The 14,959-nt window shown below is 71.0% G+C and carries 14 protein-coding genes and 1 tRNA gene; 9 read left to right on the forward strand and 6 right to left on the reverse strand.

Features of this window, described 5'->3' with window-relative positions; translation table 11 throughout:
- Positions 1 to 110: 110 nt before the first annotated feature.
- Positions 111 to 1,409 (forward strand): M64 family metallopeptidase, encoded by a 1,299-nt coding sequence (locus IF61_RS0126850; protein WP_030369107.1) that lies wholly within the window; start codon positions 111 to 113, stop codon positions 1,407 to 1,409.
- A gap of 121 nt (positions 1,410 to 1,530) precedes the next feature.
- On the opposite strand, the gene IF61_RS36645 is transcribed toward IF61_RS0126850, so the two are convergent.
- Positions 1,531 to 2,262: a TetR/AcrR family transcriptional regulator gene (locus IF61_RS36645; protein ID WP_052393078.1), complete on the reverse strand. Its 732-nt coding sequence runs from the start codon at positions 2,260 to 2,262 to the stop codon at positions 1,531 to 1,533.
- Between the two features lie 128 nt (positions 2,263 to 2,390).
- Between IF61_RS36645 and IF61_RS0126860 the strand changes: the two genes are divergently transcribed.
- Both IF61_RS0126860 and IF61_RS0126865 read left to right on the forward strand, forming a co-directional pair.
- Positions 2,391 to 3,947 carry an MFS transporter gene (locus IF61_RS0126860; protein ID WP_052393079.1) on the forward strand — a complete coding sequence of 519 codons (1,557 nt, stop codon included), beginning with the start codon at positions 2,391 to 2,393 and terminating at the stop codon, positions 3,945 to 3,947.
- A gap of 229 nt (positions 3,948 to 4,176) precedes the next feature.
- On the forward strand, positions 4,177 to 5,058 hold the full coding sequence (locus IF61_RS0126865) for an AraC family transcriptional regulator (protein WP_030369110.1): 882 nt from the start codon (positions 4,177 to 4,179) through the stop codon (positions 5,056 to 5,058).
- Positions 5,059 to 5,186: 128 nt separating this feature from the next.
- Here the strand turns inward: IF61_RS0126865 and IF61_RS0126870 are convergent, their stop codons facing one another.
- On the reverse strand, positions 5,187 to 5,930 hold the full coding sequence (locus IF61_RS0126870) for a GbsR/MarR family transcriptional regulator (RefSeq protein WP_030369111.1): 744 nt from the start codon (positions 5,928 to 5,930) through the stop codon (positions 5,187 to 5,189).
- A gap of 253 nt (positions 5,931 to 6,183) precedes the next feature.
- On the opposite strand from IF61_RS0126870, the gene IF61_RS0126875 reads away from it, so the two are divergent.
- The 3 genes from IF61_RS0126875 to IF61_RS0126885 all read left to right on the forward strand — a co-directional run bounded on the left by IF61_RS0126875 (position 6,184) and on the right by IF61_RS0126885 (position 8,730).
- Positions 6,184 to 6,849 (forward strand): DUF4097 family beta strand repeat-containing protein, encoded by a 666-nt coding sequence (locus IF61_RS0126875; protein ID WP_030369112.1) that lies wholly within the window; start codon positions 6,184 to 6,186, stop codon positions 6,847 to 6,849.
- Between the two features lie 109 nt (positions 6,850 to 6,958).
- On the forward strand, positions 6,959 to 7,915 hold the full coding sequence (locus IF61_RS0126880; protein ID WP_030369113.1) for a daunorubicin resistance protein DrrA family ABC transporter ATP-binding protein: 957 nt from the start codon (positions 6,959 to 6,961) through the stop codon (positions 7,913 to 7,915).
- Complete coding sequence (locus IF61_RS0126885; protein WP_030369114.1) at positions 7,912 to 8,730, forward strand: ABC transporter permease; 819 nt, start codon at positions 7,912 to 7,914, stop codon at positions 8,728 to 8,730. Before IF61_RS0126880 ends, IF61_RS0126885 begins: the two co-directional genes overlap by 4 nt.
- 157 nt (positions 8,731 to 8,887) lie before the next feature.
- Here the strand turns inward: IF61_RS0126885 and IF61_RS0126890 are convergent, their stop codons facing one another.
- Positions 8,888 to 10,090, reverse strand: coding sequence for a winged helix DNA-binding domain-containing protein (locus IF61_RS0126890; protein WP_030369115.1), 1,203 nt, complete (start codon positions 10,088 to 10,090; stop codon positions 8,888 to 8,890).
- Positions 10,091 to 10,248: 158 nt separating this feature from the next.
- Here IF61_RS0126890 and IF61_RS0126895 point away from each other — a divergent pair, with 158 nt between their 5' ends.
- A complete protein-coding gene (locus IF61_RS0126895; RefSeq protein ID WP_052393080.1) occupies positions 10,249 to 11,457 on the forward strand; it encodes a serine hydrolase domain-containing protein in 1,209 nt (402 codons plus the stop codon).
- A gap of 43 nt (positions 11,458 to 11,500) precedes the next feature.
- Here the strand turns inward: IF61_RS0126895 and IF61_RS0126900 are convergent.
- The 3 genes from IF61_RS0126900 to IF61_RS0126905 all read right to left on the reverse strand — a co-directional run bounded on the left by IF61_RS0126900 (position 11,501) and on the right by IF61_RS0126905 (position 13,437).
- Positions 11,501 to 11,573 (reverse strand) — tRNA-Arg (locus IF61_RS0126900).
- Between the two features lie 770 nt (positions 11,574 to 12,343).
- Positions 12,344 to 12,592: a DUF397 domain-containing protein gene (locus IF61_RS34690; protein WP_078660523.1), complete on the reverse strand. Its 249-nt coding sequence runs from the start codon at positions 12,590 to 12,592 to the stop codon at positions 12,344 to 12,346.
- Positions 12,589 to 13,437, reverse strand: coding sequence for a helix-turn-helix domain-containing protein (locus IF61_RS0126905; RefSeq protein WP_030369117.1), 849 nt, complete (start codon positions 13,435 to 13,437; stop codon positions 12,589 to 12,591). Before IF61_RS0126905 ends, IF61_RS34690 begins: the two co-directional genes overlap by 4 nt.
- Before the next feature lie 159 nt (positions 13,438 to 13,596).
- Between IF61_RS0126905 and IF61_RS32780 the strand changes: the two genes are divergently transcribed.
- Together IF61_RS32780 and IF61_RS37785 are read left to right on the forward strand one after the other, a co-directional pair.
- Positions 13,597 to 13,932: a hypothetical protein gene (locus IF61_RS32780; RefSeq protein ID WP_043190878.1), complete on the forward strand. Its 336-nt coding sequence runs from the start codon at positions 13,597 to 13,599 to the stop codon at positions 13,930 to 13,932.
- On the forward strand, positions 13,929 to 14,156 hold the full coding sequence (locus IF61_RS37785; protein ID WP_397945839.1) for a DUF6255 family natural product biosynthesis protein: 228 nt from the start codon (positions 13,929 to 13,931) through the stop codon (positions 14,154 to 14,156). Before IF61_RS32780 ends, IF61_RS37785 begins: the two co-directional genes overlap by 4 nt.
- Positions 14,157 to 14,959: the final 803 nt, after the last annotated feature.

Genomic DNA, 14,959 nt, shown 5'->3' on the forward strand with positions numbered 1-14,959 from the left:
TCCCGTCCATTGCCGGGCGTCTCCCAGGCCCCTACGTTGAGCCGCGCATTAAAGCGACTTGACCCGCCACTTAACGCGAACCGGTGGCGGCGGAGCCCGGGAGGCCCCCCATGAGACGACGAATATCCCTCGCGGCCGGCGGACTGGCTCTCGCAGCCGCCCTGGCCGCCACGGTGCCGGCCGCAGCCGCGAGCCCGGACGGACCCGCCACGTCCCAACGCACCCAGAACGTCGAATACTTCACCGGCCCCGACGGCCGGCCCCGCCGCACCACCATCCCCGCGTCCCCCGCCCTGCCCCGCCCGCTGCGCCCCTCCGTGAAGGGCGACGGCGACGTCACGCCGGTCGTCACCAACGGCCCGGTCGGCTCCAAGCTCGACGTCGTCTTCATCGGTGACGGCTACACCGCCGGCCAGCAGGGCGACTTCCACGCCGCCCTGCGCGCCAAGTGGGCCAAGATGTCGGCCGTCGAGCCGTACGCGTCCTACAAGAACCTCTTCAACGTGTGGGCGGTCGACGCGGTTTCGCGCGAGTCCGGCATCACCAACGACCCCGCCAAGGGCGTCACGAAGGACACGGCCCTGCGCTCGTACTTCTTCTGCGACGACATCGAGCGGCTGCTGTGCGTCGACACCGCGCGCGTCGAGTCGTACGCGGCGAAGGCTCCGGCGGCCGATCTCGTCGTCGTCCTCTCCAACTCCGCCAAGTACGGCGGCGCCGGCTACAACGACGTCGTCTCGCAGGTCGGTTACGACGGCGTCGCCACGGCGTCGTCGGACCACCCGAAGTCCGACCAGGTGGCCGTCCACGAGACCGGGCACTCGCTCGGCAAGCTCGCCGACGAGTACCAGTACGACGAGTACGGCACGTACACCGGCGCCGAGCCGCGCGACGTCAACATCAGCACGCTGAACGCCGGGCAGCAGGTGGAGCAGCGGCAGAAGTGGTACCGCTGGCTCGGCCGGACCTCGCCGGACGGCGGCACCATCGGCTCCTACGAGGGCGGTGGCTACTACCCCAAGGGCCTCTACCGCCCCACTGAGAACTCGATCATGCGCACGCTGGGCCGGGAGTTCAACCTTCCGGGGCGCGAGGCGATGATCGCGGGCTTCTACCGCCACGCGAGCGTGCTGAGCAGCGAGACCGGTCCGTACGGGACGGTCTCGCGCCGCCAGCACGTCACCGTCCGGCTCGCCGCGCCCACGGTCACCCTGCGCTGGTACGTGGACGGGCTGGAGGTCGTGACCGCCCGCGGCCGGACCGAGGTCGTCCCGCGCGCACTCGGCGTGCCGGCGGACGGCCGCCCGCACACGCTGACGGCGCGGGCGGTGGACCGCACGGACGCCGTCCTCGACCCGGAACTGCGGGGACGGCTGAAAGGGTCGCTGGTGTGGGGGGTGACGCGCTGAGCGCCCCCAGCTGAGAGCCCCTGGCTGAGCGCCGAGTAAGGGCGCGGGGCGGTGTCGATCCGCGGCTCCGCCGCGTGGGCGCGACCAGCCGCATACGGCTCGCGGTTGACCATCCGCCCCGTCAGCCCGCGGCCAGGAACGGCGCGTCGCCATAAGCGCGCGCAAGTCGGCCGTAGCCGCGATCGAGCGCGGCTACGGCCGCCTCGCGAACACGCCCGGCCGGCTCCCCCGCGGCCAGCGCGGCGTGCAGCGCATCGAAGCCCAGCTCCCGCACCGCGCCGGCCAGGGACGCGAACGTCTCCAGCTCGTCCCGTACGTCCGCCTGTACGTCTGCCTGTACGTCCGCCCGTACGTCCGCGTCCGCGGCGCGCTCTCCCGCCCGCTCCAGCAGGACGGCCAGGAGCTGATCGCGGCGCTCGCGGGCCAGCGGGAGGTAACTACGGCGCAGGGAGGGGCTGTCCAGCAGGATGCGGGAGAACGTGCGCGTCCGGGCGAGTGAGTCCGCGGCCAGGATCGTGCCGATGGCCTCGGTGCAGGCGCGGCGCAGCCGCTCGACGAGCTCCGTGCCGGTCGTCGCGCCGCGCACGGCCTCGGCGATGCCCGGCTCGAACTCCAGCCGGCGGCCGAAGAAGATGTCCTCCTTCGACGCGTAGTGCGTGAAGACGGTGGCCGGGGCGACGTCGGCCGCGGCGGCGATCCGGGTGAGCGTCACGGCGTCGAAGCCCTCGTCCGCGAAGAGGCGGAACGCGGCGTCGGCGATGGCGCGGCGGGTCCGCTCGCGCTTGCGGCCGCGCATTCCGGAGGCGGGGGCGGCGGGTGGCGCGGCGGGTGCGGCCGTCGGGCTCGGGGTCATGCACCCCAGGATAACCGTGCGGCAAGTAGAAATAGAGATGCTACATTTTTGTAGCACCTCTATTTTTGAGGTCCGCCCGCTGTTGGTTCCCGCTGTTGGTCCACCCACTGCCGGAGGACGTCACTGCCATGCGAGCTGCCGACCCCTCGTCACCCAAGCCCCGCCCCGCCATACGCGGGGCCGGCCGGTCCCGTACCGGCCGGCCCTCGTCCGTACGCGCCACCACCGCGATCCTCGTGATCGCCTGCACGGCCCAGTTCATGGTCATCCTCGACGTGTCGGTCATGAACGTGGCCCTCCCCGCCATGCGCGCCGAGCTCCGGCTGGGCCCGGCGGGCCAGCAGTGGATCGTCAACGCCTACACCCTCGCCTTCGCCGGCCTGCTGCTCCTCGGCGGCCGGGCGGCCGACCTCGTCGGCACCAGGCGCGCCTTCCTCGCCGGCGTCACCGCGTTCACGCTCGCCTCCCTCGCGGGCGGCTTCGCCTCCGAGGGCTCCCTGCTGATCGCCGCCCGCGCGGTCCAGGGCGCAGGCGGCGCCGTCCTCGCTCCCGCCACCCTCACGCTGATCATGCGGACCTTCACCGAACCCGCCGCCCGTACGCGGGCCATGGGCGCCTGGAGCGCGGTCATGGCGGCGGGAGGGGCGGTGGGCGGCGTCGTCGGCGGAGTGCTCACGGAGTACGCCGGGTGGCGGTGGGTGCTGTTCGTCAACGTCCCGATCGGGGCGGGGCTGCTGGCCGCCGCGGTGATCTGCGTACCGGCTGAGGAGGCGGCCGGTACCGGGCGCGGTGCCGGGCCTGGCGCCGGGGCCGTTGCCGCGGGAGGGCTGCGGCGCCTCGACCTTCCGGGCGCGGTGTCCGTGACCCTCGGCCTGACGGCCCTCGTCCACGGCACCGTCGCGAGCGGAACGCACGCGTGGGGCGCGTGGATGGTGTGGGGCTCACTGGTGGCGGGGGCACTGCTGCTCGCCGTCTTCGTGGCCGTCGAGACGAGGGCCGCCCACCCGCTCGTCCCGCTCGCGACCCTGCGGCGGCGCACCGTCGCCACCGCCAACCTGCTGGTGCTGTGCATGGGCGCGGCCGCGTTCTCCATGTGGTTCATGCTGTCCCTGTACTTCCAGCAGGTCCTCGGAGAGAGCGCCCTCGTCGCCGGGCTGTACTTCCTGCCCGGCTCGGCCGCCGTCGTCGCCGGTGCACAGATCGCCACCCGCCTCATCGCCCGCACCGGCCCGCGCCCGATCGTGCTCACGGGGATGACGATCAGCACGGTGGGGTTCCTGTGGATGTCGCGCATCGGCGCCCACGCGGACGGGGACTACGTGACGGACGTGCTCGGCCCGTTCGTCCTGGCCACCCTCGGCGCGGGCCTGTCCCTGATGCCCGTCACCGCCGCCGCCACCAGCGGCACGCCACCGCACGAGGCGGGACTGGCCTCCGGCCTCGTCAACACGTCCCGCCAGATGGGCGGCGCGCTGGGCCTGGCCATGCTCGGCACGGTGGCCGCGCACGCGGGCGGGGGAGCGGCGGGATACGGCAGGGCGCTGCTGGTGGGTGCGGCGTGCACGGCGGCTGCGGGGGCGGGAGCGCTGGCGCTGCCGCGCGGCCGGTGCCTCAGCCGAGAGCAAGGCCGAGAGCAAGGCCGAGATCCAGCCCGAGATCAAGCCCGAGAGCAAGGCCAAGGATGACGACGCCGTACGGGGATAAGCCGTCGGCGCGGTCGGGGTGGTGACGGCCGGGTAGGGCCCGGCCGGCCGATCAGGCACGATGCCGGTGACGCCTGTGAGCATGTGGCGGCGGCGGGAAGAGCCGCCCGGGCTCCGATCGGAACTGACCGGACCGGACACAGGATGTCGGGTCGGGGAGCATGCGCCCTCCCTAACGTGATGGGACGTAAGGAAGGGAAGGAGATCCGCAGTGCTGGATCGGCTGAACGAGGCCCTGGAGCACGTCGAGTCGCATCTCGACCGGCAGATCGACGTGGCCGGGCTGGCGCGGATCGCGATGACGTCGGAGTACCACTTCCGGCGGCTGTTCTCCGCGCTGGCGGGGATGCCGCTGTCGGAGTACGTCCGGCGCAGGCGGCTCACCGTGGCGGGTGCCGAAGTCCTCGCCGGAGAACGGACGCTGCTGGAGATCGCGGTGCGCTACGGCTACGGCTCGGGGGAGGCGTTCGCGCGTGCGTTCCGCGCCGTGCACGGCGTGGGCCCGGGCGATGCCCGGCGGAACGGCGCCTCACTGCACTCCCAGCCGCGGATCTCCTTCCGCCTCGTCGTCGAAGGGAGCAGCAGCATGCAATACCGGGTTGTGGAAAAGCCGGAGTTCCGTGTCGCCGGAAAGAAGGTCCGCGCCCCCCTGGTCCACGAAGGGGTGAACCCGGCGATCGCCGAGTTCATCCGGGGCATCGATCAGGAGACGATCGGGCGCATTTCCGCCCTGTCCGACCAGAAGCCGGAAGGCATCGTCGCGGTGAGCGACGGCCTCGACCCGAGCCGCGCCGAGGGAACCGAATTCGACTACTACCACGGCGTGGTGACCGGTTCCGCCGACGTACCGGAGGAATTTGACGCCCTCACGGTCCCGGCCGGTGCATGGGCGGTCTTCGAGAACTCCGGCCCGTTCCCGAAGGCCCTCCAGTATCTGTGGCGGGACGTCTTCACCCAGTGGTTCCCGTCCAACCCGTACCGCAGCAGGCCGGGTCCGGAGATCCTGCGCGTTCGGCTCACCCAGGAGGCGGCGGACGCAGAGGCACAGGCGGAAGCGGAGCTGTGGATACCTGTGGAGCGGGTGACAGTCTGAGCCGGGCATCAGCCTGAGCCGGCTGACGGCGTGAGCGCATGACCTGCACCGGCATCCCGACGATGCCGATGACCTGTACCTGTACCCCGACGATGCCGACTGGCGGCACCGTCGGGGTACAGGTCTGTTCAGAGGGGCTGTTCAGCACTGCCCGGCGTCGTCTCGGGCTTCGTGTGGAGGACTTCGCGGGCCTGGTCCGCGGCGCGGGCGAGGCTCTCGGAGACGAAGTCGAGGAAGCGGGCGATGTTCTCGAGGCGGGCGGCGGCCGGGGTGCCGTGGCCGAGGACGCCGACGCCCTGCCGCGCGATCTCGGCGACCTGGGTGGTGCCGCGGACGCTGGCCATCATGGACTGGTACCAGACGTCGTCGTCGACGACGTAGCGCTCGCGGCGGCGTTCGTTGCGTTCCCGGCGTACGAGGCCCTGCTCCTCAAGGAACGCGATCGCCTTGGAGATGGACGCCGGGCTGACCTGGAGGCGCTGGACGAGTTCGGCCGCGGTGAGGCTGCCCGAGTCGCTGGTGCAGAGGCAGGCCAGCACCCGGGCCATCATCTTGGGCGTGCCCGACTGCATGAGGACGGTCGTGAACGTCTCCTCGTACTCGCGCACCGCCTCGGCATCGCGTCCGTGGGCCTGCGGGGCCGCTTCCGTTCCCCGGGGCGCGGCCTGCCGGCGGCGGTGGGCGCGGCGTTCGGTGGCGCGGTGGGCCAGGTCGGCACGGTAAGCGGTGGGGCCGCCGTTGCGCATCACCTCGCGCGTGACCGTCGAGGTCGGGCGGTCGAGACGTCTGGCGACCTCCGCGTAGGCGAGGCCGTCGGCCAGTCCCAGCGCGATCTGCTGGCGTTCCTGCTGGGTGAGCCTGCCTCCCGGCATCGCGATCTCCCTTGTGTGCTTCCTTGATGCCTCCAGTATAGCGTTCACTCTCATTTCATTGCAACGGTTGGCGGGGCTGTTGTTGCGTTAGATTCAGGACTGTTGCAACGATATTGCTGCTTTGACCTGCAGAGATGGCAATATTGCGCAACGAGTCTGTTGCCGGACTGGCGAATGCAACGTAGCTTTTGCGGTGTCGGAAACGACGAACGCAAGAGATGAACACAAGAGACCAACGCAAGAGGAGAACATCATGCAGAAGTTCGACACCCCCGCCCCGATCTCCGCCGTCCTCCACATCCCCGCGGGGCGCGTCCAGCTCATCGCCGCCGACCGGGCCGACACCACGGTCGAGGTCCTGCCCGCGAACGCCGCCAAGAGCCGCGACGTGAAGGCGGCGGAGCAGATCGAGGTCGCATACGCCGACGGCGTCCTGCGGATCGAGGCCCCGGCGGCGAAGAACCAGTACTTCGGCCCCTCCGGAGCCGTAGAGGTCACCGTCCAGCTGCCCGCCGGCTCCCGCGTCGAGGCCAAGGCCGCCAGCACCGAGCTCCGCGGCGTCGGCCGCCTCGGCGACGTCGTCTTCGACGGCGCGTACCACCAGATCAAGATCGACGAGGCCGCGAGCGTCCGCCTCACCGCGGTCGACGGCGACGTCGAGGTCGGCCGGCTGGGCGGCCCCGCGGAGATCAGCACCGCAAGGGGCGACATCCGGATCGCCGAGGCCGTGCGCGGCACGGTCGTGCTCCGCACCCAGTCCGGTGACATTTCGGTCGGCGCCGCCCGCGGAGTCTCCGCCTCCTTGGACGCCGGCACCGGCTACGGCCGCATCGCCAACGCCCTCAAGAGCGACGGCAACGCCGAACTCGACATCCGCGCCACCACCTCCCACGGCGACATCACCGCCCACAGCCTGTAAGCCCACGGCCGGTAAACGCGGCCTGTAAGCCCCCGGCCCGTAAACGGCCGGTAGACGCGGCCGGTAAACGCGGCCTGTGAACGCGGCTTGTAAACAAGGAGTACTCCTCATGACCGACCTGGCCATCGCGGCGAACGGGCTGCGCAAGTCCTACGGCGACAAGACCGTCCTCGACGGCGTCGACCTGGCCGTCCCAAAAGGAACGATCTTCTCCCTGCTCGGCCCGAACGGCGCCGGCAAGACCACCGCCGTCAAGATCCTCTCCACCCTGATCAGCGCCGATGACGGCGTGGTCCACGTCGGCGGCCATGACCTGGCCCGCGCCCCGCATGCGGTCCGCGCCGCGATCGGCGTCACCGGCCAGTTCTCCGCCGTCGACGGGCTGATCACCGGCGAGGAGAACATGCTCCTCATGGCGGACCTGCACCACCTGTCCAAGCGCGAGGGCCGGCGGGTCGCCGCCGAACTGCTGGAGCGGTTCGACCTCACCGCGGCCGCGAAGAAGCCCGCGTCCACCTACTCCGGCGGCATGAAGCGCCGCCTCGACATCGCGATGACCCTGGTCGGCGACCCGCGGATCATCTTCCTCGACGAGCCGACGACGGGCCTCGACCCGCGCAGCCGCCACAACATGTGGCAGATCATCCGCGAGCTCGTCTCCGACGGCGTCACCGTCTTCCTCACCACGCAGTACCTGGAGGAGGCCGACGAACTCGCCGACCGCATCGCCGTGCTCAACGACGGCAAGATCGCCGCCGAGGGCACCGCCGAGGAGCTGAAGCGGCTCGTCCCCGGTGGGCACGTCCGGCTCCGGTTCACCGGCCCGGCCGCGTATCAGGCCGCGGCCTCCGCCCTGCGCGAGGCCACCCGGGACGACGAAGCCCTCGCGCTGCAGATCCCCAGCGGCGGCAGCCAGCGCGAGCTGCGCTCCATCCTCGACTGGCTGGACGCCGCCGGCATCGAGGCCGACGAACTCACCGTGCACACCCCCGACCTCGACGACGTGTTCTTCGCCCTGACCGCCGGCACCGACGTCCCCCACCAGCCCAAGGAGGCTGTCCGATGAGCACCCCCCTGGCTCCCGCCCGCCCGAACCGGATCTCCCTCGCCGTGCGCGACTCGTCCACGATGCTGCGCCGCAACCTCCTGCACGCCCGGCGCTATCCGTCCCTCACCCTGAACCTGCTGCTCACCCCGGTCATGTTGCTGCTGCTGTTCGTCTACGTCTTCGGCGACGTGATGAGCGCGGGCATCGGCGGCGGCGGCGCCGACCGCTCCGACTACATCGCCTACCTCGTGCCGGGCCTGCTGCTGATGACCATCGGCAGCACCACGATCGGCACCGCCGTGTCCGTCTCCAACGACATGACCGAGGGCATCATCGCCCGCTTCCGCACGATGGCGATCCACCGCGGGTCCGTGCTCGTCGGGCACGTCGTCGGCAGCGTGCTGCAGTCGATCATGAGTGTGGTCCTCGTCGGTGCCGTCGGCGTGGCCATCGGCTTCCGGTCCACGGATGCCACGGTCCTGGAGTGGATCGCGGCGTTCGGGCTGCTCACGCTGTTCGCCCTGGCGCTCACCTGGATCGCGGTCGGGATGGGCATGGTCAGCCCGAACGCCGAGGCGGCCAGCAACAACGCCATGCCGCTGATCTTCCTGCCGCTCATCTCCAGCGCCTTCGTCCCGGTCGACGCGATGCCGGGCTGGTTCCAGCCGATCGCCCAGTACCAGCCGTTCACGCCGGCCATCGAGACCCTGCGCGGCCTGCTGCTCGGCACCGAGATCGGCAACAACGGATGGCTCGCGGTCGCCTGGTGCCTGGCGCTGACCGTCCTCGGCTACCTGTGGTCGAAGTCGGTGTTCAACCGCGACCCGAAGTAAGCGTCATGAGTACGCGGGCCGCCGCCCGCGACCATCCCGCCGCCCGCGATCATCCCGCCATCCCGCCATTCCGCCCGAGGGCGGCGCACACCGACACCACGTCGGCGTACGCCGCCCTGTCGGCGTTCTCGGCCACCCGCCGGGCCGGCAAGTGGCATCACCCCGCCGCCAGTTCCCTCTCCAGGGGCGTACGGAAGCGCGGGGTGACCCGTACGGCGCCCAGCCACGCCGACAACCGCGCGGCCTCCGCGGCGATCGCCTCCTCCGCCTCCGCGCCCGCGTCCGTCAGCAGCCGCCAGGCGATCTCGCCGTCCGCCCGCTGGGCCCAGCCGCCGATGACGCGGCCGTTCCACCACACCGTGGGGCCGACGTTGCCGGCGCGGTCGAAGAGCGCGGGGACGTGGCCGGGGGAGAGGTACCAGTCGCGGCCGCGCCAGCCCATGGCGGTCGGGTCGAGGCCGGGGAGGAGCGCGGCCCACGGGGTCGGGTCGGGTTCGTCGTCCAGGTCGCCGGCCAGGAGGTGGGCGGTCTCCCCTCCCGCCAGCTCCGCCGCACAGGTGCCGACGTCCGCCAGCGCCCGGCGCGTGTCGCCGAGGGTCCAGCCCGTCCACCACTTCAGGTCGGCCTCCGTGGCCGGCCCGTACGCGGCGAGCCACCGCCGTGCGAGCTCGGCCTTCGCCTCGCGCACGTCCATGTCCGGGATCGGCGGCACCAGCGCCCACGGGTAGAGGCTGCTCGTCCACGAGCCGCGCGGCCGGGCCCGGCGCAGGTGCCCGTCCGCGGCGAGCAGCCGCAGCACCCGGCTGCCGACGCTCTGCCGGCTCTCGTACGCCTTGCCCGGCGACATCAGGAGAGTCTCGCGCAGGGCGGGCACGTCCTTGCTGATCTCTGCGGTAGTGGCCTCGCCGCGCGCCGCCAGCGCGTCCAGGACCTCCCGCTCGGTGCGGGCGAGGCGCTGCTCGTCCCAGGGTGCGTGGCCCTCGGCGTTCTCGCGCAGGTGCTTGAGCAGCGTCGCCCGCTCGCGGAGCGCGATCGCGCGGGCGGTGGAGGAGCTCACGTACGGGGCGAGGTCCGTGGTGACGGCGAAGAGCGTGCGCCGCATGGACAGCAGCTTGACGAGGGACACGTCCTCGTACAGCGCCCGGTCGACGTCGCCGGGGGAGGGCTCGGCCATCCGGGCGCAGGCCGAGAGGGAGACGGTCGCGGCGTCGGTGGCGTGCAGCCCGACCAGGGCGTCCGCGACTTCCTCGGTGCTGCCGGCCCGGTGGGCGGGGTGGAGGAGGTGGCGCCGGGCGAGGCGGGCACGGCGCTGGTCGTCGGAGATGCGGGCGGCGGCGCCGGCCCATGGCGGTCGGATCATGGGGTGAGGCTAGAGGGGATGTAGGACGGAATCCGTCCTCCGGGCCGTCCTCCGGGCTCGTGTGCGGGACATCCCTGAAGTGGGGTCGGGGCCGCTTAGGGGGCGGGTCGGGGCGATGCCCGATGTGAAGATGATCTTGGTTCGGAAGGCTTGCGGGCATGGAGCAGATCAAGAGGAAGCCCCCCGGCCGCGGTGCCTTGCTGGTGGCGGCGCTGGCCGCCGCACTCGCCGCGGGGACGGCCACGGCGGCCGACGCCGCAGCACCCAGGCCTGACAAGAAGGCGCTGGAGGAGTCGATCGCCGGCTTCCCGAACGCGGATGTGAACGGAGCACTGGTCCGCGTCGCCGGCCCCGGCGGCCACTGGTGGGGCACCTCCGGCGCGGCGGACAAGGCGACCGGCGCCTCCGTCCGCTCGGACTCCTCCTTCCGCATCGGCAGCATCACCAAGCTCTTCACCGGCACGTTGATGCTCCAGCTCGCCGCCGAGCACCGGGTCGACCTGGAGGCGCCGGCCCGGCGCTACGTGCCCGGCCTGCTCCCCGACGCCTTCCAGGACGTGAAGGTCGGCCATCTCCTCGACCACACGAGCGGGCTCCCGGCCCCGACGCCGCTGACCTACGGGGACGGCTCCAACAAGTGGTTCGCCGAGAACCGCTTCCGGTCGTGGACGCCCACCGAGATCGTCAAGGCGGCCGTGGACGGCAAGGCGCCGGCCTTCCCCGCGGGCAAGGCCCAGCAGTACAACGGCATCAACTCGTACGTGGCCGGGCTGATCATCGAGCGCGTCACCGGCCACACGTACGCGGAGGAGATCCGCAACCGCATCACCCGCCCGCTGGGCCTGCGCCACACCTACGTCCCGGCCGCCACCGACGTCACCCTCCCGGAACCCCACGCGCACGGCTACCGCACGGTGGACGGAACACTCATCGACGTCACCGAGCAGAGCCCGCACGCCTGGGCGGAGGGCGGCATGATCTCCACCGCGGCGGACCTGGACCGCTTCATCACGGCGCTCCTCGGCGGGCGGCTCCTCCCGCCGTCGCAGCAAAGCCGGATCTTCGACCTCCCGGACGTTCCCAATGCCCCCGGCAACCACCACTGCGCGAGCCTGACCGACCCCGCGGACCGGGGCACGGCCTGTTTCAGCCGCATCGGCCTCATGCGGTTCACGCTGCCGGACGGCACGGTCGTCTGGGGCAAGACGGGCTCCGAGCCCGGGTACACCAACGGGGTGTTCGCGAAGAGCGACCTGTCGCGGCGGGTGGTGTATTCGCTCAATTACAACAACCCGCCGGGTTCGAGCGAGCTGCCGTACATCCTGCGGATAGCGGGGGCGGCGTTCTCCGCGGGCCCGCAGGAATGAGAAAGGGCCGGACGCTCAGGCGTCCGGCCCTTTCAGGTAAATGTGCGCTCGGCAGGATTCGAACCTGCAACCTCTTGATCCGTAGTCAAGTGCTCTATCCGTTAAGCTACGAGCGCTCGGCTTCGGAGTGATGGTGATCACCCGTCGGCGTTGCGGGAACAATATTACCTGACGCGCGGGGGTGCTTTTTCCCCTCACGGTTGGTGATGGCGTCGTGGCGGGGTTGGGGCGGAGTCGGGTCCGGGCTCGGGTGATCACGATGGGCCGCCCTCAAGATCGCGGGCTACGGCGTCGGCCGTACTCCTCGTACGACAGTTCATGATGTTGCGGCAGCAACGGGATGAGCGGTGGAGGAGATCCGTAACTCCGCGCCGGAAACGGCGGATTGGGCCCTCCGGCCCGGTGTAGCGTCTGCATCAGCGCTTCGAGCGCGCCCCCCTTCAAGAGGTCCCTTCATCGGGGCACTCGCCCAGGGTGCCCCGCCATGGGCTCCCTCCGGTGCGGTCGCCGGCTACGGCCGCATTTGAAGAAGGGGGGCGCCAATGGGGCGTCACCGCAGGAAGCCTCGGCACGAGCGGGTCGCAGCTGTGATCCGGGAACTGTGGAGGTGGTGCACCGGACGATGACCGGTGAAAGCCGCTGGACGGTGGCCGTCAGTCCTCCGAGAACCTGAGGACTGACGACCGGAAACCGTCTACCTGCGGTTGGCCCTCGACCACGGTAGCCGCCGTGGCGGGGGCCTCTTTCTCTTTGGACGGTGGCCGTCAGTCCTCCGACGGACTGAGGACTGACGACCGGAAACCGTCTACCTGCGGTTGGCCCTCGACCACGGTAGCCGCCGTGGCGGGGGCCTCTTGCTGTGCCTGTAGAAGGGGGGCGTCTGCCCCTACGGTATCGGCCGAGCCCGCCGTACGCGACCCTTTCGGCGATCGCCGTGCGGCGCGCCGAGGGTGCCGCGCCTCAGGGCGCGGGTGAAGGAACGATACGGCTCGGGGGCGACGCGGAGGGTGGGCCCTCCGGGCCGCTTCGAGTCGCGTATGTGTATGGGGGCGGGTATGCCTGTGCCCTCGGGGAGGGCGATCTCCACGCAGGTGTCGACAGAACCTGAGCTGTAGCTGCTCTTCTTGAACCTCACTGTGTCTCCTTGGCGATCCTGGCGATGAAGTCGCGGGACGCCTCGGGATCCAGAGCTTGGGTGCGCAGGCGATCGAACGCGACTTCGTAGCGTGCGACCTGGTCGTCCTCTTCAAGGTAGTGGGACGTTGTGAGCGGCTCCACGGCTACAACAGGAGAGCCGACATCGAAGTGGAAGACCGTATACGCGCCGTCCAGTCCTGTGTGCATGCCCGCCTTGAACGGAATGACCTGCAGCTCGATATTTGGCCGCTGGGAGATGGTGAGCAGGTGTTCAAGTTGCCGCCGGAGAACGGAAAGTCCGCCGAGCTCGCGCCGGAGGCACGCCTCATCCAGTACGCATCGCAGCGCGAGCGAGGGCGAGGTCAGGACCTCCTGGCGTTTCATACGCAGCTCGGTGGATGCTCGTGTCTCGCGGGTTGTTCTCAGCACGCTGATGCTTCCGATGGCCGCAGAGGCGTAGTCGACCGTTTGCAGCACTCCCGGGATGAGTAGCGCCGCGTAGAGGTCGATGCGTGTGGCGATCTGCTCCATTTCCAGGAAGTCGGCGAATCGGTCGCTGATGACGTCCTTGTACTGCACGTAGAGGCGCTGGTGGCGGCTGCTGTTGGCCAGCCGCGCGATCTCCCTGATCTCTGCGATGCGTGCCGCGTTCGCAACCCCGTAGGCGGCGATAAACCTCTCTGGATCGGTGCGCTGTCTGCCGTTCTCGACCTTGCTCAAGGTCGGGCTGGATACGCCCAGCAGCTTCGCGCCCTCGGCGAGGTTGAGGCCGGCTCTCACCCTCAGCGTCTTCAGTGCTGCGCCGAGCCTTCGGCGCAGCAAGGTTGGCGTGATGTCGGCCAAGCGATCACCTCCTTGCGAGACGACTCTAGCGACATCAACTTCCCTGGCTTGTACGAGCGTTCACTCGATCGTGCCAACCAGCGGTGAAATTTTCACCGCAACTCGTATCGAGGGGCAAGATGTGGCTCCTGCCAAGGGCACTCGGGGAGGAGTGGGGCGATGACCTACAGGATCGGCGCGTTCGTGGTGGACACCCGCGAGGGAAAGATCGCGCAGGTGATCGGGGTGGCGGGGAGCCGTGTGACGTTGCGGCGGCCTGGCGGCGGGCTTGAATGGGAGGCGCCGTTCGCCTCACTGCGGCTGGCGACCCGGGAGGACCGGGAGGCGGCCGGGCTGTGGCCGGCCGGGTCACGGCCGGTGTACGGGTGTGCGGAGTGCCCCCAGTTGAAGGACGCCTACAACGAAGCCGTCGCCGGAGGCGACCCGGTCACGACGGGGGAAGCCCTCGTCGTGCTGCGCCGTCACTGGCGCACCGTGCACATGGGGGGTGCATGACCGTGCGGAGCACGTGCGCTCACCGTGGAGGCTGGGCAGCCCGCACTCGGGGCGAGGCCCGTTGCCGGGACTGCGGGACTGTCCGTTTCTCGGAGTACGGGGCCCTCAGGCCGCCGGGCCTCCCGCACGCGGCCACCCCGCCCCGCCGCACCGCGATCGCGGCGGACCGCGCCGCCGCTCAGCAGATGTCGCGCTTCCCCCGGCGCAGGGCGTGGTGGGGCTGAGATCCGTGGGCCGGGTGCGGGTCAGAACAGGCTGGCAGCGGGGGGAGGGGTGGGGGGTGCGACTCCGTCGGGTGCCTGTCGCTTGGTGGGTGGTGGGCCGCCGTACTCCCGCCGTCACGGATGCGGGCGCGTAAGGAGACCTCCCCATCAGCCTGGGCTGATGGGGAGCGGGCTGCTGCCGCGCGGTGGTTGGGCCCGTCGTGGCGAGCGTCCGGCTGCGGAGGGTGGGGGCTGGTGCCCTCTCGGCGCGGAAATCCACCGGCGGGGCGGGGCTGCGCGGCATACAAGTGCGCTGGGAAGGCCGACCACTCGCCTCAGCCATCCCGCAAGGAGGCCTGTGCCTCAGGAGCCCCGCTGTCCGGCTGTGGGTGGTGGGTGGTGGTGGTCCCGGCCCGCAAAACAACCGTCCCAGGCCGTGAACGGCGGATAGGTGACCCGGGAGGGACAGTCGCTTACCCCAACCGCCCCACCGGACAGCCCCCATCCCAAGAGGCCCATCTCCCGGCTGCAGGCAGGGTGCGGTGATGGTCTCGGGCCGGGAAACAACCGGCCGGGCGGGGCTGCGTGGCGTAGAAGTGGGCTGAAGGTGTCGGCCGCGTGTCGCAGTAGCCCCACCAAGAGGCCCGCGCCTCATGGGCCCCACCACCCGGCTGCGGGCGGTGTGGGCGGGGGCAGCCGGGCCGGACGTCACCCGGCCCGGCGGCCGCGCGCGGCGGACAAGCGAGCCGAAGAAAACAGCCACTCACCCCCGCCACCCCACCGAGCAGCCCCGCCTCAGAAACCCCACCACCCATCCGCAGGCA

Origin of the sequence: Streptomyces roseoverticillatus (genome assembly GCF_000719265.1) — a bacterium.
Lineage (GTDB): Bacteria > Actinomycetota > Actinomycetes > Streptomycetales > Streptomycetaceae > Streptomyces > Streptomyces roseoverticillatus.